We start from the raw sequence: 17,324 nt of genomic DNA, 5'->3' as shown, positions 1-17,324 counted from the left end.
CATGAGTTGAGAGGAAGCAGCAGGCCCGTAAGCAGAGCAACGACGCGGCGGGAAAGAGTCATATGGCTTCGGGGCGGGCTCAGAAAGGATTCAAGCAGTTCGAAATGATTAGGACTATGTATCCTAATTAGAAGCCTGTATTGACAGTAGGTCGTTGGGCCACCTACTATCATTGCGACTAGAGGCAGGAATAAACATGTAACTCATGGTCACAGCTTTGCCATCATGTAGCAGCACGCATTCATTTCGACGAGGCGGTTTCTTTATTGAGTCCCCAACATGCACACTCTTACTAAGAGCAAGACTCATTGTGGCCAGATCAATAATGCCTCCATCAGTCCTGACTTTTATATGGTCGGCTTTACGGTAGTATTTCTCGATTACTACCCCGGTATACCCTTTTCTAAGCTGGGTGGCATATTCCTTCGGATCATCCCCTAACCAGCTTAGAAAATAGGCAACCACGGCAAGTAGCAGGAAAAAGATGGCCTTTTTCACTGGCATATTCTAGCCGTTCGAAATCAGCTCCCGGCTCAGGTTATACAAAGCTTGCTTGAGCGGGTAGAAGAACAGCGTTTCGGGGAGGGTTTCGCCCTGGCCGAGGTTGCGGCCAATCTGGTGCAGGCCCAGGTTGAGGCTGTCCTCGATTTCGCGCAGCAGCATTTCCTTGATGCGGGTGCGGTCCACGTCCACGCCGACTTCGCGCATGAGCGGGGCCACGTCGTCGTTGTCGAGCACGATTTCCAGGAAGCGACGGGTGTTGTCGATGACGCTCTGCTTGAGGTCGGCATCCACCTGAGGCATTTTCAGGCGGGCCGTGTCGATATCCTGACCTTCGGTGGCGCCGTTGAGCTTCACGGTGCGAATCTGGTCGAAGTCGGCGGCGCTGGTGGCGCTTTCCTCGAACAGCACCCCGCCGTTGGTGGTAGCTTCCTTGGGGTTGTCGGCCAAGATTACGCGGAAGTTCTGGGGTGCCTCCTGGCCTGTAGCAGCCTTGAACACGGCTTTGCTGATTTTCTCAATGGCCGCCATGCTGGCCCCGCCGCTGAGCAGGCGCAGGTACAAACTGCCCTTGCCCGAGAAACACAGGTAGCGCGGGGGCTTGAGGCCGAGGTGCTGCACGAGCTGAGCCACGTGGTAGACGATGGCCGTGTAGTGCAGGTAAAACAGCACCCGCAGCTGCCGCCCCTTGCCCAGGCCCAGGCTCTGGGTGAAGCGCAGCGCGTCGTTATAGGTGAAGAGCAGGCTGGTCACGTCGGCCGAGCCGAAGTCGGGGTTTTGCAGGGCGGCGCGCAGATAGCCCTTGTACTCCTGGTTTTCCTCCGAGTCGGGCAGGCTTTCCACGTACTGCACGCCGAGACGGAGCAGACCATTCTGCTTGGGCGCACCCTGGACGCGGGCGTAGCCGTCGCCCCACAGGTCGTCGCCGGCAAAGCGGAACGACGAGCTGAAGGCAGGCTTCTGCTCGGCGAAAATCAGCAGGTCGGTGGTGCCGCCGCCGATGTCGATGTTGATGACGTTTTCGTCGCGGTTGGGCACCACCTGGTTGGTGGCCGTGAGGTAGTAGTACGGGGCCACCGATTCCGAAATGCACTGGGTGGGGCGGCGGGCCCGGAAAATCTGCTGGAAGGCCTCGTCCCAGACCTGCTGGAACTGGTTGCGCAGGAACATGTCAAAGCTCAGTGGGGCAAACCACACCACGCGGGTATCTTCCAGAATACCGCCCTGCATGGCCGCCTTGTGCTTCATCAGCAGCAATATTTCCTTGAAGAAGGCCGCAATACGGTTCACGCCCTGAGGGTCCAGCTCGGCGCTCCACTTCAGGTTGGTCACGAAGCGGTTCTGGGGTGGCTGCCCGGTTTCGGTGTTGATGCTGAAGCCGATGTTGATGTTGCTCAGCACTTTGCTCGGCTCGTTGGCGTAGGAGTTCGTCTCGCACACGGCCGTCCGGATCGGGAATTCATACACCGAGCCGGCCTCGCCGATGATGCTGGGCACGAATTCGCGGTTCTGAATCAGCGGAATATCGAACAGCTGGCCGGGGCCGCGCATGTAGCGCTGGTAAGCCGAGTAGCCGGTATCGGGCAGCGGGGCGTTGAGCAGCTCCATCTGCAAATCGGCCTCGCCAATGGTGAATGGGCGCGGGTGGGCCGCCGGACCATCGGCGTAGGCCACGTGGGTGTTGCTGGTACCAAAGTCGACGGCGAAGGTGAAGCGGCGGGTGCCGCGGTCCAGCTCCCGCCAGCGCGGCACGATGAGGCCCCGGGCCGGCGGCGCGCCGTGGAAAGCAGGCGGGCAGGTCAGCTCAGCCAGGTCGAAGTGGGTCCCGGTGATTTCGTAGTAGGTGCTGCCGGCCGTGGACACGCTCTTCTGGGTGCGCTCAAACTTGGTGGCTTTCTTGGCCGCGCCCTGGTCGGTCAGCCGCTCGCCATTCACGAAGAACGTGAGGTCGTAGCGGCGCTGGAGCATCGTGGGCGAGTTGTCGGCGTCCACGAGCATGACCTTGTAGAAGTCGTTGTACTCGGGTTGGGCGCGCATCTTGTAGAACGGAAACACGCCAAGGCCGATGTTGGCCTTCACAATGCGACCCTTCTCGGGAATTTCCCGCCCTTGCGCATCCTTGGGGTTCTGCGGGTTCTGGTAGTAGCTCCGCTCGAAGGTGATGAAACGGCCGCCCTGCACCGGAATCCGCAGCGCGATGCGTACGTGGTTCAGGTCAATAGTAAAGGTGAGCAGCTCGGCCAGGTCGTGGTCGGAGAAGTACTCGAAGAAGGTCTGGCGCAGGGGCAGCAGGTACGGAAAGCGCGCCCGGCCCTGGGTATCGGCCCCGTACTGGAACGTGACCTTGCCGGTGTGGAAGCGCTGGGAATTCAGCTCGTAGGGCAGCTCCACCAGGGCATCTTCCAGGAAGTCGCCGACGGTCAAATACGGATATTTGAAGCCTTTGCCGGGCAGCACGCGGTTTTCCAGGGTCAGCTCGTCGGCGTAGGGCACCGGCGTGCGGTCGTCCCAGGGCTGGCCGTTGAGGTAGTTGGCGCCCTGCATCGTCAGGTTGGGGCGCAGTACCAGCGGCGTGGGCCGACTCTGGTTGGTCTGCCGCGTCGGGGCAATAAACAAGTCCGAGCTGGTCACGGCCGACTGGTCGGCGCGGCTCGGCAGGGGCACGTGCTTCACGCTGGCCAAGTTGCCCTGGAAGTCGGCAATGGCGGGGTACTTGGTGGCAAACTGCTGGGCCGTATGGTCGCCCCGCATCTGCATCTGGTTGATGATGTTGCGGTCGAGGCCGGCAAACACGCTGCCGGCAAAGTCGCGACGCTGCAGTTGCGGATAGGCCAGAAACAGCTCATACACAAACTCCCGGAACGCCGGGGAACGGTCTTCGAGCAGCACCACCTGGTTGTCGAAATAGTGGCCGCGGGCCTGGGCGCGCTCCAAGTCGAGCTGGCGCACGGCCGGGGCCGTGAACAGCATCGTCAAGGGCGAAGTACCGCCGAGCAACTGCGGGCCGCCGGGCAGGTTCGGCGACTCGTAGAACACGAGGTACATGTCCGAGAAGTCCCGGAACCGGTCATCCTGCAGGAACAGGCGCAGGGTTTCGCCCAGCAGGCGGGTACCTTCGTCGCCCTGCATCCGCCGCAGCTCCGACTCCACGTTCCAGCGGCGCAGCGTGATTTTGCGGCCGGCCTGGGTGTAGAGGTTGTAGTTGTAGAGGATTTCAAACAGGTCCCAGAAGTGCGACACCAACTCGTGGTAGACCGAGCCGGGGTTGCGCTGCCCTTCCCGGGCCAGGAAATCGAAGGCGGTTTCGAAGAGGTGCATCCGCGCAAACGGCGTCGGGATGCTGACCGCCACGTTCTTGGCCCGCCCGCCCGTGGGGTCGGTTACGGTATTGATTTCGGTGCTGGTAATGGGGGCGGTTTTCTGCCAGCCCTGCACCTGCTGGGAACCGTTGTTATGAAGACGAAGAACTTTGGGCATTGTCGGGAGTTTGTCTTTGGTAAGTAGAGCCGCTGAAAGGGTGCGGCAGGAGGGCGTCAACTCCCCTCCTTGTTGAAAGGAGGGGTGCCCGAAGGGCGGGGTGGTTTGGCGTTGTTTCGTTGGATTAGCAGCTCAACGAAGCGGTAGAGATGCTTCGACTTCGCTCAGCATGACGTTCTGATTGGTAGTTCAACCAAACAACATCAGCAACGACGTCAACCACCCCAGCCGCGCCTTCGGCACGGCGTCCCCTCCTCATCTGAGGAGGGGAGCTTGTCGTTTAACTACACCACTTTCACCTTTTCCTCAAAGGCTTTGTCCGTCACTCTATCGAACAAAGCCACGAGCTTCTTGAAGTTGTCGGGTTCCTGCACCGACTTGGCCGCGTCGTTGAGTTGGTTGAGGAAGTAGTTCTGGCTCAGTCCTTTGTTGAAGAAGTCGTTCCACTTCTTTTCCACGGGCTTGCCGGCAATCATGGCGTTGAAGTCGTCGGTGGTCAAATCGAAGGGACGGAAGGCGCGGCGGTTTTGGGCCAGCTCCTTCAGCCACTCGTCCACGCCGTACTCGGGGCTGTGCAGGAAGTTGTTGAGCTCCTTGAATATGGGCTCGTTGCGCAGGGCGTGGTCCAGGTTCAGGTTGTCGAAATAGGGCGCCTTGTCGGTGGGCAGGTGCTGCTTGTGGTAGCGCGAGAAGTAGAGCAGCTGGGTCAGGTTCTTGGCAATCAGCTCCCGCGACTCGTCGGGCAGGTGGCTGAAGTTGAGCTCCTGGGTGTCCACGCCGAGGCCGTACTCGTGGAAGTGCGGGCCGCCGTTGCGCAGCTCGGCATCAGTATACTGCATGAAATCCACCACGCTCAGGGCGGCTAGCAGCTCGATGAGGTGGGCCTTGTTGCGCTGGGCCGTGCCGCCGGGCTGGTTTTCGTAGGGCGTGTCGGGCGTGTCGGCCAGGTAGTACAGCGCGTCGAGGCCCTGCAGGTTGTGCTCGTAGTAGCTGAGCGCGGCCTTGGTCTTGGTCAGGAAGGAATTGGAGTCGATGATGGAGTTGTCCTCGCTCTGCAGGGCGAAGTAGGGCATCACCGTCACGGCCCCGGTGAGGGCGTCGCGCAGGTAGCGGGCGTTGCTCAGGCGGGTATTCTGATCCTTGAGGTTCTTGAGCAGCAGCGGGAAGCCGGCCGCGCCGGTACCGCCGAAGATGCTGGAGATAAAGAATACCCGGTCCCCGGCCTGGAAGTTGTCGGCGAAAAACCGGATTTCCGGCGACTCCACCACTTTATTCAGCACAATGCTGCCCACGTTGGGCGAGCCCCGGAAACCGATGGTGAGCGGGCTTTCCAGGTTGTCCTGGGTGAAGAGCAGCTCGACCAGCCCCTTGGAATCGACGGAAAGTTGGTCGTAGCTCAGGTACTGGCGGAAGCTTTGGTTGATGCCGCCGAAGTCGAACACGAAGGTGTCTTTTACGCCGCCGTTGCTGTCGGCCGAGATACTGCTGAGCGTGCTGATGTCGGTCTGGAAGAAACCCTCGTCGCGCTTGCCCAGGCGCTGGTAGATCTGCTGGTAGCTCTTGAGCATATCGACCGTGCGGTTCATGTCGCCGTTGTGGGCGTCGGGGTCGATGATGATGGGCACCACCCGGTCGCAGTTGGCGAGCTTCACGCCCGAGGCCAGCAGCATGGTCAGGGACCGAATGACGCGGGAACCGGTGCCGCCAATGCCGAAAATGAACAGTTTAGCCATGTTGGAGTTGAAGTTTGACGAATCTCCCCGGTAGAGATGATGTGGGGATGATGCAGTTTGAAGACCTGCGGAGTTAGTTGCACGACAGAGTTCTGACGTTTCAACCACCCCGCCCTTCGGGCACCCCTCCTTTCAACAAGGAGGGGAGTTTCGTTCGGCCTTAAAAAGGAGTCGTGCTGGCGTTGGTGGAGCCGCGCTTGAGGATGACGGAGAACAGGAAAAACCAGAACAGGCCCAAAATGGCGTTCCAGGTCGACATCCAGTAGATGTAGCTGTGGGAGGCCACGGCCTGGGAATTAGCTTGCCAGATACCGATGATAAAGGCCAGCAGGGCATTGATAACCAGGAAAGTAACCCAGTGCCGCACCTTGTTAAAGGTGGCCACGCCCATGGCCCGGTTGATGAGGTAGTAGAAAATCAGGACCATGGCCAGGGAAACGCCGAGGGTAAGCAGGCCCACGTTGGGGAAAATCACCTCCCGGTACACCGGCGTTTCGGACGGGGGCTGGGGGGAGCCGATGAGTTCGTAGATGAAGCGGAAGAAGCCTTTCATGGGGGATTATTGGGAGTTGACTGCTGGTTGTTGATTGTTAGGGGTTGATTGTTAAAAAAGTCACCAATCAGCTCCCAACAATCAACTTGTATATTAATCTGCCGGCTGCAGGATGAGCGGAATGGTAAAAACCGGAGCCTTGTCCTGCCCGGAAGTCGTTACGGCTTCTACACCGTCGAGCAGGGAACTTAGGGCAAAAGTCTTAGCGCCGGCCTGGTTGATGTTGCCGTCGTTTTTGGTGGTCCACTGCCCAATCCAGGCCGGGCGCTGGTTTTGCAGCACGAGCTGGAGCGGGCGGGCAGCTTTGCCGAGCTTGGTAACGCGCACTTTGACAAAATGCGTGTACTGATTTTCGGCCCCGCTGCTGTTTTTCGTCTGGTCGGTGGCCGCAAACACGTCGATAATCTTGGCGTCGGTGTCCTGGGCCTGTAGTTTCAGATTGGGCTTCAGATACTTTACGTCGCGGTACAGACCCGGCAGCGTTTTCAAATCCAGGCCGACGACGAACTCCACCGGCTCCTTTGCCGACACGCTGCTCACGGCTACGGTGTGGTAGCTGGCCCCGGCGGCCCGTTTGCTGGCGTCTTTCTCTCCGTAGTACCAGGAACCCACGTTCTGGAAGCGGCTGAGCAGGGACGAGGCCGGCACCGGGTATTTCACCCCGAAGTGGGCCTGCTGGGCGGGCTGCTTTTCCAGCAGCGCGTTATCGAAGCGCCGCACGGCGTCGGCGGGCCCAATTACCCAGAAGTAGTAGGGAATATCCGTGTCGCAGCAGCTGTTGATGCGCTTCACGCTCGAAGTCAGGGCCGGGTAGTAGGTGCCGCGGAAGTCGGACGCGTAGCCGTACACCGACACGGCCAGGTCCGGGCGCTGGGCGCGGTTGAGGGCGTCGGTAATGTCGGTGCTGATGTAGGGAATGGCCCCGGCGTTTTTGGGCGAGTAGATAAAGTCCGAAATCAGCACGCTCACCGAGTTGGGCGCGTAGTAATTGGCCACCAGCGTGTCGAGCACCGTGGGAATATCAGTGCTGCTGGCCGGCTGCTGAATCCCGCCGCGCACGGTTTGGGAGAGCTGCTGGTAGGAGTCGCGGTAGGGCTTCTCCTTGATGCGCAGAAAGGTTTTGCGGGCCGCCGGGCTGCGGTTTACTTCCGACAAAAACTGCGCTACGTGCTGCTGAAAGCGGGTGTTGGAGCCGCTGGCGCCGGTTTTGGGCATAAAGCCTTCCATCGAGCCCGACACTTCCAGAAACACGTTGACCTGGGTGAGCGGGCCGGCACTGGCCGCCGCGGGAGTAGCTGCCGCAGCCGGCGTTTCTTTGGGCGCTACGGCTCCGGGAGCTTCAGTGGGCGGCACCTCCGTGGGCGTTTCAGCCCCGGTTTCCTCCTTGATATCTTTGCGGGAGTAACAGCCGGGCAACAGTAGCAGGCCCAGGGCCAGGGCCAGAGCCGGAAGCAGACGGAAAGAACTGGTCAAATGCATTCGAACAAATTAAGAGCCGTCGACAAAGCGCCGCCCTCTGCGTACTGCCAGCACGGCCGGCAGGTTGTGGGTGGAACGTACGTAAGGCTATAAAATTTTACGGCAAAAACCGCACGCCGGTCCGGCAACCGGAGCAAGACCGTACCCGTCAGGGGCTTAAAACTGTGCCAAAACGCGGCAGCCGGACTAAATGAGTCTGACCAATGGCTCCTAATTGCCCCGACCGGCTGGATTATCTGGCAGCCGTTGCGCATCTTGTAGCGTCCAGCTTGGAGTCTGTTGGTGAGCCTGGGTGATTATTCTGTAGCTATGTGCAAATCATTTTTGGCGGCCCTGCTGCTAAGCGCCGCGCTGCTGAGCTGCGAGTCGCGCCAGCCCGCGGCTACCACCTCGGCTCCTACCGCCCCCGCGGAATCTGCTGCTCCCGCCGTGCCGGCCCGCCGCCCGGGGCCCGCCGTAGCCGATACGGCCGCGCCCTTCGTGACGCTCCACTCCCTGACCGATTCGACGCACCGGCCGCCGCTGGTCAGCCTCGGGGGGCAGCAATACCGGGTGCTGACCAGCGCCAAAACTAACCCCCGCCGCCACCTGCCGGTGCCCAGCAATCCGCAGGACTCGACCGACGTGGCCACTGGTCAGACCGAGGCCTGGGCCCTGGAAGGCAGCTACGGCTACGACGTGGAATATACCGTGCGCCTAGTGGCCGCCAATGGCAAGTCCCGGTTTGCCACCACGCTGCACAAGGCCGACTTTGCTGCCGCCATGAGCCAAGGCCACGTCAACGAGTCCGCGGCGGCGGCCCCCGATTTCTACGGCTACCTGCCCGGGTTCAACGCCCTGGTCTTTGTCGTCCCGTTTTACCTGCACGACTCCGACAATGGCGGTGAGGCTCTGCTGTTGCTAGACGCGGCCACCGGCAAAGTGCGCCACATTGGAAGGCAAGGCTGGGCCTTCGGGGCCAAAGACCACATAACGCTGACTCCGGACGGCCGCACCCTGGTCACGTCCTACGAAATAGTGCATGCCGATGGCCGCCACGTAAGCCTGGCCCGCAAAGACCGGGAGGCGGCCGGCGCACTTCTCGTAGACGACAACGCGGTGCTGGCCGTGTACGAAGGCACAGCCTATCTGGACGCGGATGGTGGCCTGACCAGCCGGGAAATAAACGGTCCTAATGCGTATTTGCTCGACCTGAATGGCCGCGAAACCGGCCGCTTCAACTTCCACGGCACGCAAGCTGAAATGGGCTACGCCTTCACCCACCAGTACCTGGCCCAGACTCGCTCCCACTATTTGTTCGACGCGGGTAATAAGGTTCTGCTCGTATTGACTCGCAACAATCTGCTAGCGCACCGGCCGATAAGCCTGAGCCAGCTGCGCAAGTTTGCGGCGCCCCGGCAGCCTACCGAGGTCCGCTTTCATTTGACGCCCAGCCTGGGTGGCCACCTCACGCTGTATGTCGACACGCTGAGTAGCAGCGCGGTGCGCTACTCGCTCGTTACGCCCAAGTACGAGTAGCAAGAGCCGCCTAGGTGCTCATCTCCACGTTGTCCCAGTCCGCGGCCCGGTTGAAGACCCACTCCAGGGCTTTGCGTCGCTCGTACACCAGGCTCTCCGATATTACGGCTTCGCGGCCGTTGAGGCGCTCATCCACGCAGTACCAGTGCAGGCGGTAGTAGTAGTCGAGCATGCGGTAGAGCTCCTCCGTGGGGCGTAGCAGCAAGGGCTGGGCCAGCTTGGCGTTGTCCTCGTTGCGCTCCAGATCCGGGAGCATCGTGGCCATGTCGTCGCCGCACCACTCGGTAGGTTGCAGCTCGTTGGTCATACCGGTGGCCCACATCAGGGCCCAGAGGCTTTCCAGGCTCCAGCGCAGGTTGATCAGCTCCTGCTCGGTCAGCGCGGCGTTGTCCTTTTGCAGCAGGGCCTCTTCCTCGGCCGAGAGAAACACCAGCAAATCGTGCCGGGTCAGCCAGTCACGGATAATATCGACGGGGGCCTGAAAGCCGATGTAGATCAGCGCGTTCAGCACGCTCATGCGGCCCTGCACTTCGGCCACCGCGCGCACGGCTGGCGTGTCCAGAATCGGCAGCCAGTCGCAGACGCGGCCACCCAGCATCAGCACCTTGCCTTCCGACTCGGTCTTGGTTTGAAACTTAAACTCCTCGGTCATATTACTTGTACTATCGGCGGCGCCAGAACCTAAAACTCACTATTTCACCGCCCTAGCTGTAGTCGATTTCGGTGTTGTCGCCGATGTTCAGGCTGTGGTTCAGGCCCCGAAATGAGGCATCCGAGCCCACGATGCAGTCGTGCATCACGGCCTGGCGCAGCTCCGAGTAAGAGCCGATGATGGAGTCGCTCAGGATGGTGTTCTTCACGATGGTCCGGTCGCCGATGGCCACGTTGGGCCCGATGATGGAGTGCGAAATCTGGCAGTCCTTACCGATGCTAACCGGGGGAATGATGATGGTGTCGGGAAACTCAGGGTACTTGTTGCCCAGGAATTCGGGCCGGTTCAGCAGCTTGGCGTTGGCTTCGAGCAACGAATCCTTGCGGCCGCAGTCAAACCAGTGGTCCACGGGGGCGGTGGTCATCTGGGCGCCGTCCTGAATCATGAGCATCAGCGCGTCGGTGAGCTGGAATTCGTTGTGGGTGCGCAAGTCCTGCTCGATGATGCGCTCCAGGGCCGAAGCCAGCCAGGCCGGGTCGGCAATCTTGTAGAGGCCCACCAGAGCGTAGTTCGACTTCGGAATCCGGGGCTTCTCAATCACCTTGGTCACCCGGCCGTTGTTGCTGGTTTCGACCACCCCGAATATCGACGGCGTCTTGACTTCCTTCACGGCCAGCACGTTGCCCTCGGTGCGCAATAACTGACGCAGGTCTACGTCCACGATGGTGTCGCCGAGCATGATGAGCACGCCGTCCGGGTCGTGGCGGAAGGTGTCGCGGGCCAGCCACAGGGCGTGGCCGATGCCCTCGCGCGGCTCCTGAATGACGAAGGTGGAGCGCAGCTGCGGATAGTAGCGGCGCACGTAGCTCTCGATTTTTTCGCCGAGGTAGCCGATGATGAACACGAATTCCTCAATTCCGGCGTCCTGCAGGCGGTCAATGATATGACCCAGAATGGTATTGCCGGCCACCGGCACCAGCGACTTCGGCTGGGTGTGGGTGTGGGGGCGCAGGCGGGAACCAATACCAGCGACAGGGATAACAGCTTTCATGCGGTATGAAACATGCGTAAGTCCGCAAAATAGTGAATCATTGTGGGAGCGGACCATAATACAACCGCAATGACCTGAATTCGTACTGGGAACCCGACAGCAACCGCGCCCTGGGCCGGTAGTTTGGCTAATGGGCCCATTTGCCTGACACCCTTCTTTCCTCTTTTTCTTCCAACTCCCTATTCCCTTTTCTCATGAAACGTCTTCTTCTGTACCTAATCGGGCTGGTCGTGCTGCTGAGCCAATCGTCTTGCGGCTATAACACGATGGTGTCGAAAGACCAGGCCGTGAAAGCCCAGTGGGCCAACGTGCAGAGTGCCTACCAGCGCCGCTCCGACCTGATTCCGAACCTGGTGAACACCGTGAAAGGCGCTGCCAACTTCGAAAAATCGACGCTGACCGACGTTATCAATGCCCGGGCCAAGGCCACGAGCGTGCAGCTCTCGGCCGAAAACCTGACGCCCGAGAACATCAAGCAATTCCAGGAAGCCCAGAGCCAGGTGAGCTCCGGCCTGGGTCGTTTGCTGGCCGTGTCGGAAAACTACCCCGAGCTGAAGGCCAATGCCAACTTCCAGGAGCTGCAGGCCCAGATTGAGGGCACTGAAAACCGCATCAACGTGGAGCGCAACAAGTTCAACACCATCACCAATGACTACAACGGCACGGTGAAGTCCTTCCCCAACAACATTTTCGCCGGGATGTTCGGCTTCAAGGAGAAACCCTATTTCGAAGCCGACGCCGCTTCGCAGAAAGCGCCCACTGTGCAGTTCTAAGGTCGTTTTTGGCTTCTGGTTTTTGGTTTTGGCCCTTTTCTTGGCCGAAGCCAAAAACCGCAAACGAATCACCAAAAACAGCATACCATGACCAATCCTATTACCCCGGAGCAGGAAGCCGCGTTGGTGGCCGCCATCCGGCAAGCCGAAATCACCACCTCCGGGGAAATTCGGGTGCATCTGGAAGATACCTGCCCCACGCCCGAGCCCCTGGACCGCGCCGCCCAGGTGTTTGCCGAGCTGGGCATGCACAATACCGCCCAGCGCAACGGCGTGCTGTTTTACCTGGCCTGGCAAACCCGGCAGTTTGCCGTCATCGGCGACTCGGGCATCAACGCGGCCGTGTCGGACGACTTCTGGGAAATCACCAAGGAAACCGTGCTGGAACATTTCCGGGCTGGCAAGTACGTGGTGGGCCTGGAGCGGGGCGTGCGTATGGTGGGCGAGCAGCTCAAGCGCTACTTCCCCTACGACGCCAAAACCGACAAAAACGAGCTCGACGACTCTATTTCCTACGGCGACTCCGTGCCGCCCCGCGTATGAGCAACCTCTCCCCTGCGCCCGTGCTGCGGCACTGGCTTCGTTTCCTGCTGCTTGTTGTTGGGCTCACGCTGAGCGTAGCCGGCTGGGCCCAGCAGGTACCACCCCGCCCCAACCCGCCCCGCCTGGTCAATGACCTGGCCGGCATGCTGCAACCCGACGAGGAAGCTGCCCTGGAGCGGAAGCTGGTGGCCTACAACGACTCCACCTCCTCGCAGATTGCGGTAGTAACCGTGCCCAGCCTCGGCGACGACGACATTGCCAACTACTCCCAGAACCTCTACGAAAGCTGGGGCATCGGGCAGAAGGGCAAGAACAACGGCGTACTGGTGCTGGTGGCTCAGCAGGAGCACCTGGCCCGCATCCAGACCGGCTACGGCCTGGAAGGGGCCATTCCGGACGCCCTGGCTAAGCGCATCATTTCCAACACCATCGTGCCGGCGTTCAAAGAGGAACGCTACTACGAGGGCCTCGACCGGGCCACCGACCAGCTCATTGCCCTGGCCAAGGGTGAGTACCAGGCCGAGCAGGCTCCGGTGCGGCAGCAGCGCGAAGACTCGAGCGGCTCGGGCTGGATGTTCTGGCTGATTGTCGGCGGCATCGTGCTCTTTATCCTGATCAGCAGCCGCGGCGGGGGCCGGGGCGGCCGGGGCGGCGGGTTCCGGGGCGGCATGATTCCGCCCATCATCTTCGGTGACTTCAGCGGGGGCCGAGGCGTGTTTGGCGGCGGAGGCGGCTTCGGCGGTGGTTTTGGCGGCGGTGGCGGTGGCGGCTTCGGCGGCTTCGGGGGCGGTTCCTCCGGCGGCGGCGGGGCCAGCGGCAGCTGGTAAACACACGAAGTATTCTTCCCAAGCAAAAAGGCCTGAACCGCGGTGGTTCAGGCCTTTTTGCTTGGGCATTGCGGCAGTTACTCGACCACCACGCGGCGCGTTACGGGGCCGCTGGTGTAGTTTACGCGGAGCAGATACACGCCGGCTTTTACTTCCCGTAAAGGAAGCTTCAACTCAGCTTGCGTAGCCTTCCGGGTAAGAACGGTGCGGCCCAAGTTGTCGAGCAGCTGCACTGATTCGGGCTGAGCCGTAGCGTCGAGGGAAAGGTTCAGGGTTTGGTGGGCGGGCACGGGCCAGGCCTGGGTGCGGGCTTCAAGCTGGGTGTTGGATACGTGCAGCACGTTGGAGGCCATCAGGCGGACCAGGCCCACTACCGGTTGACCAGCGACAGTGGTAAAAGAGCCCGCTGCCAGAATTTTTCCATCGGGCTGTACCACAATATCTTCGACAACGGCATTGGATAACACATCATTAAAGGAATTGTCGATTGCTCCATCAGGCATCCGGCGCAGTAGTGTGTTGTTTGAGGTAGCTACTAGAATACGACCATTAGGCTGTAAGGCTAGCCCGCGTACGGAGGTTAAGCCATTGACAGTAGGCAGGGTCGCCGAAAAGGCGTTATCTGTAGCCCCGCTGGGTAGCAAGCGGAACAATCCAAACGCTCTTGTGGCTGGATATGTATCGTTAACCCAGCCCCCAGCTACGATTTTACCGTCAGGCTGCACCAGAATTTCACTTATCGTCGTTTCCGCCGTGGTCTGAATAGGGGTGCTGAAGGTAGGGTCAAGATTCCCATCTTGCAGAAGCCGCACTAATGCCCACAAGAATGCCCCATTGTAGCCTTGAAACCTGCCCCCAACCAATATTTTGCCATCGGGTTGCGTAGCTAACGCAATGATGGAACCGCTGGGTCTGCTGACCGCAAAGCTGTAGTCAAGCTGTCCGTCAGCTAATAATCGGCTCATACTAGAAAAGCTACTCGTGACAATAGCACCGCTGGGCTGCAACGCAAACGACGTTACTTCCAAATCTGTGGGCACCTGGAAAGTATTGTCGACCTCTCCGGATGGTAACAACCGGACCAACCGCTGAGTTATAGCACTTCCTGTCACCGACTCGGTCCCGCAAGCCAGTATTTTGCCATCGGGCTGCAAGCCTACTTTGACTACAGCAAATCTGTTAGCCGTTTGGGTGGGAAATGAAGTATCCACGCTGCCGTCCTGATTAAACCGCGTTAGGTTATTGGCCCTTACCCCGTTCGCCTCATCGAAACGACCACCGACTACAATCTTACCATCAGGCTGTTGAACAATGCTGGATAATGCTCCGTCAGTCAGTAGTACCGGGTTAAAAGTAGTGGCAGCGGCCCCGTTTGCACCGAGTACTAGCAGACTATTACGGCGGCCACTTTGCCGAAACCCATTTCCACCGACTAATAGCTGGCCGCTGGCTTCACGTTGCAGGGAGGTTACTGTAATATCTCCAGGCAAGAGAGAAGTAAAGCTGTTGTCCCGAGTTCCACTCGTGTTGATGCGCACGAGGCCGTTTGTTGGTACACCATTGATTGATCCGGTAAGTGGTACAACAAACCGCCCATCGGTTTGCAGAATGAACTCGCTAGCATCGTTTGAATTAAGTGTTCTAGCACTGCTAATAGAGACATCACTACCGGTAAACGCCGGGTCAGCAGTGCCATTGACCAATAAACGCCCTAAAATGCGCTTGTTGCCGTTAAGAAAGTTTAGCTCGAACACGGAGCTGCTCAATAGAATTTTACCGTCGGGCTGTACGCCGATCAAAGAAATCCGTGCGTCTGTTTTCAGGGGTGAGCTAAAGCTGGGGTCTAGCGTTCCGTTGGTCAGTAGCCGCGCTACTGCTGCGGGCGAGTCGAAAGCACCACCAACCAGAATCTTACCATCAGGCTGCAGGGTCAATTCATCAACGGTGTCATTGAACTGGGTACCCGCGCTGAAAGTCGCATCTATTTCCCCCGTAGGCAATAGTCGCACAATACGCTGGGCTGGCACGTTATTGTAGGTAACAAAAGTACCGCCGAGTAATATCTTACCATCAGTCTGCACAGCCGACACTCGAGCCCGGCCTGCACCACTGGCCAACCCTGCGTCGAAACTAGGATCAGCTGTGCCGTCGGCATTGAGTAGCAGCAGATCTTGACGAACGACTCCATTTAGGGTCACCGTTCCATCACCGATGAGTAACAGCTTGCCAGAAGCCAGCACACGTACATTACTGATACTACCACGCAGTGTGGTCACGTTAGTAAAAAACGCCTGATCAACGGTATTATCAGCATTATAGCGCACTAGCAATTGTGTACCTACGCCGGCATCGGTGCGAGTAAAATTGCCTAATACCACACGCTTACCATCAGATTGAACAACGGCAGCGGTAGTGCCTGCCGGCTGATACAACGCAGTAGTCTGAAAAGTAAGGTCCAGCGCTTGACCTTGGGCAGTGCTCATAGGTAGCGCAGCTAGGCCTAGGAGTAGAAAAGGAGACAATAGTAATTTCATATTGTGCTATAAAAATGAATGAAACATCATCCAATATAGCCCATATCATATGACTAAACTCTAGTACTAATTATTGTTGAGTGAAGTATTTGCTCTGCCCTCACCTGCTGAGACACTGGCGACCCATAGAGCAGTTGTAGTTGTAAAGTCAGGACTCCTGTCACTGCTACGCATTCCACGTACATCAAGCATTAATAAACATACCCGTTATGCCGCCCGATTTAATCAAGCTGCATAACGGGTACTGGGTATTTCTCTTGTCAAATCAATGCCAATTCAGGCACTATGAGCCTGCCTGCAGTACCACCGCGTTAATTAAGGTACCTGCCACCTTGCGGCAGGTTTTGAATAGCCCTAGAAGCTATCCATGCCCTATACTAGACTAGTAGTACTGCGAAATGAAGGCAAAGGCCTGCAGCGTGTAGCTTGGGGCCGATGAAAAATGGTTGCCGCCCTGAATCGGGTGCAGCGTGACCTGGGTGGCGCCCCGGGCCTTCATGGCGTCGTAGGCGTGCTGGGAGTTGAAGAAGGGCACGTAGTCGTCGGCGGTGCCGTGGAATAGGGCCAGCGGGGCCTTGGGCTGCCAGTCGTAGATGTCGTTGGCGCGGAAGGCGGCCAGCATCTGGGCGTCGGTTTTATCCAGAATGCCCTGGCGGAACTTGGCCGTAAACAGCTCCTTGGCCTGACTGGAAACCTCCCCGTAGAGGTTGGTTTGCAGCTGCGTGGCCCAGGGCTCATTCACGTAGTAATTGATGGGCCGGTTCAGGCTGTAGGTCCGGTTGTAGGTGTCGAGCACCCACACGTAGGTACTCAGGAAGTTCAGCGGCTCATCCGACTTGAGGATGTACTCGGCGAAGGCCGACTTGTGGTAGGCCCCGGCGCCAGGGGCACTGGCCGTGACGGTAAACTCCTGGGCGGCTTTTTCCTCCATTAGCTTGTGCAAGGCCAGCGTGGCATAGCCGCCCTCGGAGTAGCCCAGCAGGAAGTTTTTCTGGTTGAGGGCCAGCTTTTCCTTGGCCGCAAATTCGCGGGCGGCCCGCAGCATGTCCAGCGAAGCCGAGGCTAACGACGCGGCGTGCTCGTACGGGTGGGGCCGGTTTTTGGAAGCCCCGTAGCCGATGTAGTCGGGGGCCGACACGATGTAGCCCGTGGAAGCCAGCACCGACACGGCCGAGTACACCTCACTGCTGGAACTGTAGTATGAGGGGGCGCGGTCCTCGTCGTCGGGCCGGATGGTGCCGTGTTGGTAGCTGAGCAAAGGCATGGCCTGGGTCGTCACCGGCACCAGCAGGGCCCCGGAAGCCGTAATTGGCTGCCCGGTGGCGTCGGGGGTGGTGTAGGTGAGGCGGTACACCCGAATCGGGTAGCGCACCAGGGCGCCCACCAGCGGAATGTCCTTGACCCGGCCAGCCAGCTGAGCGGGCGAGTATTCCCCAATCAGGGTGCTACTGACTAAGTGAGGGGCAGCAGGCGGGGTAGTTTCGGTCGTTTCGGTTTGCGGGGCGGCGGCATCTTTGCTACAGCCCGTGCCTGATACCGTGCTAATGCCGGCCCACAGCAGGAAGGTGAAACGGGCCAGGCCAAGATTGAATTTCTTAAGAATCACGTCGGAGTAAAACAGTTGATTAGCCCCTGCATAACACCGTGAGGCTTAAAAGATTTCCTCGGCTTCTCAGGAAAATC

At 59.3% G+C, this 17,324-nt stretch carries 12 protein-coding genes; 4 read left to right on the top strand and 8 right to left on the bottom strand.

Annotated elements, in window-relative coordinates:
- Positions 1-507: 507 nt before the first annotated feature.
- From CLV45_RS21430 to CLV45_RS21415, 4 genes are all read right to left on the bottom strand, one after another.
- On the bottom strand, positions 508-3,978 hold the full coding sequence (locus CLV45_RS21430) for a hypothetical protein (protein WP_100338530.1): 3,471 nt from the start codon (positions 3,976-3,978) through the stop codon (positions 508-510).
- A 284-nt stretch (positions 3,979-4,262) separates the two neighbouring features.
- Positions 4,263-5,711, bottom strand: coding sequence for a hypothetical protein (locus CLV45_RS21425; RefSeq protein WP_100338529.1), 1,449 nt, complete (start codon positions 5,709-5,711; stop codon positions 4,263-4,265).
- A 160-nt stretch (positions 5,712-5,871) separates the two neighbouring features.
- Complete coding sequence (locus CLV45_RS21420; protein ID WP_100338528.1) at positions 5,872-6,264, bottom strand: hypothetical protein; 393 nt, start codon at positions 6,262-6,264, stop codon at positions 5,872-5,874.
- A gap of 93 nt (positions 6,265-6,357) precedes the next feature.
- On the bottom strand, positions 6,358-7,737 hold the full coding sequence (locus tag CLV45_RS21415) for a hypothetical protein (RefSeq protein WP_157807717.1): 1,380 nt from the start codon (positions 7,735-7,737) through the stop codon (positions 6,358-6,360).
- Between the two features lie 315 nt (positions 7,738-8,052).
- Between CLV45_RS21415 and CLV45_RS21410 the strand changes: the two genes are divergently transcribed.
- Positions 8,053-9,261 (top strand): hypothetical protein, encoded by a 1,209-nt coding sequence (locus CLV45_RS21410; protein ID WP_100338526.1) that lies wholly within the window; start codon positions 8,053-8,055, stop codon positions 9,259-9,261.
- Positions 9,262-9,271: 10 nt separating this feature from the next.
- On the opposite strand, the gene CLV45_RS21405 is transcribed toward CLV45_RS21410, so the two are convergent.
- Together CLV45_RS21405 and CLV45_RS21400 are read right to left on the bottom strand one after the other, a co-directional pair.
- Positions 9,272-9,913 (bottom strand): DUF4272 domain-containing protein, encoded by a 642-nt coding sequence (locus CLV45_RS21405; protein WP_100338525.1) that lies wholly within the window; start codon positions 9,911-9,913, stop codon positions 9,272-9,274.
- A 52-nt stretch (positions 9,914-9,965) separates the two neighbouring features.
- Entirely contained in the window at positions 9,966-10,964 is a 999-nt protein-coding gene (locus tag CLV45_RS21400) for a sugar phosphate nucleotidyltransferase (protein WP_100338524.1), read from the bottom strand.
- A gap of 194 nt (positions 10,965-11,158) precedes the next feature.
- Here CLV45_RS21400 and CLV45_RS21395 point away from each other — a divergent pair, with 194 nt between their 5' ends.
- The 3 genes from CLV45_RS21395 (at position 11,159) to CLV45_RS21385 (ending at position 13,107) form a co-directional block, all read left to right on the top strand.
- Positions 11,159-11,737, top strand: a complete 579-nt coding sequence (locus CLV45_RS21395) for a LemA family protein (RefSeq protein ID WP_100338523.1) — start codon at positions 11,159-11,161, stop codon at positions 11,735-11,737.
- Between the two features lie 87 nt (positions 11,738-11,824).
- Complete coding sequence (locus tag CLV45_RS21390; RefSeq protein WP_100338522.1) at positions 11,825-12,280, top strand: TPM domain-containing protein; 456 nt, start codon at positions 11,825-11,827, stop codon at positions 12,278-12,280.
- A complete protein-coding gene (locus tag CLV45_RS21385) occupies positions 12,277-13,107 on the top strand; it encodes a TPM domain-containing protein (RefSeq protein ID WP_100338521.1) in 831 nt (276 codons plus the stop codon). The genes CLV45_RS21390 and CLV45_RS21385 overlap by 4 nt, the downstream gene beginning before the upstream one ends.
- Before the next feature lie 77 nt (positions 13,108-13,184).
- On the opposite strand, the gene CLV45_RS21380 is transcribed toward CLV45_RS21385, so the two are convergent.
- A complete protein-coding gene (locus tag CLV45_RS21380) occupies positions 13,185-15,590 on the bottom strand; it encodes a T9SS type A sorting domain-containing protein (RefSeq protein ID WP_170061911.1) in 2,406 nt (801 codons plus the stop codon).
- Positions 15,591-16,023: 433 nt separating this feature from the next.
- Positions 16,024-17,247 (bottom strand): alpha/beta hydrolase family protein, encoded by a 1,224-nt coding sequence (locus tag CLV45_RS21375; protein ID WP_245882945.1) that lies wholly within the window; start codon positions 17,245-17,247, stop codon positions 16,024-16,026.
- Positions 17,248-17,324: the final 77 nt, after the last annotated feature.

It is taken from the genome of Hymenobacter chitinivorans DSM 11115, from assembly GCF_002797555.1.
GTDB lineage: Bacteria > Bacteroidota > Bacteroidia > Cytophagales > Hymenobacteraceae > Hymenobacter > Hymenobacter chitinivorans.
The sequence above is the reverse complement of the archived record's forward strand: the minus strand, read 5'-3'. Positions and strand labels throughout refer to the sequence as shown.

What these genes read in the sequence shown, in the direction of transcription:
- CLV45_RS21430 (WP_100338530.1), bottom strand. Translation starts at nt 3,978, where the DNA reads ATGCCCAAAGTTCTTCGTCTTCATAACAACGGTTCCCAGCAGGTGCAG.
- CLV45_RS21425 (WP_100338529.1), bottom strand. Translation starts at nt 5,711, where the DNA reads ATGGCTAAACTGTTCATTTTCGGCATTGGCGGCACCGGTTCCCGCGTC.
- CLV45_RS21420 (WP_100338528.1), bottom strand. Translation starts at nt 6,264, where the DNA reads ATGAAAGGCTTCTTCCGCTTCATCTACGAACTCATCGGCTCCCCCCAG.
- CLV45_RS21410 (WP_100338526.1), top strand. Translation starts at nt 8,053, where the DNA reads ATGTGCAAATCATTTTTGGCGGCCCTGCTGCTAAGCGCCGCGCTGCTG.
- CLV45_RS21405 (WP_100338525.1), bottom strand. Translation starts at nt 9,913, where the DNA reads ATGACCGAGGAGTTTAAGTTTCAAACCAAGACCGAGTCGGAAGGCAAG.
- CLV45_RS21400 (WP_100338524.1), bottom strand. Translation starts at nt 10,964, where the DNA reads ATGAAAGCTGTTATCCCTGTCGCTGGTATTGGTTCCCGCCTGCGCCCC.
- CLV45_RS21395 (WP_100338523.1), top strand. Translation starts at nt 11,159, where the DNA reads ATGAAACGTCTTCTTCTGTACCTAATCGGGCTGGTCGTGCTGCTGAGC.
- CLV45_RS21390 (WP_100338522.1), top strand. Translation starts at nt 11,825, where the DNA reads ATGACCAATCCTATTACCCCGGAGCAGGAAGCCGCGTTGGTGGCCGCC.
- CLV45_RS21385 (WP_100338521.1), top strand. Translation starts at nt 12,277, where the DNA reads ATGAGCAACCTCTCCCCTGCGCCCGTGCTGCGGCACTGGCTTCGTTTC.
- CLV45_RS21380 (WP_170061911.1), bottom strand. Translation starts at nt 15,590, where the DNA reads ATGAGCACTGCCCAAGGTCAAGCGCTGGACCTTACTTTTCAGACTACT.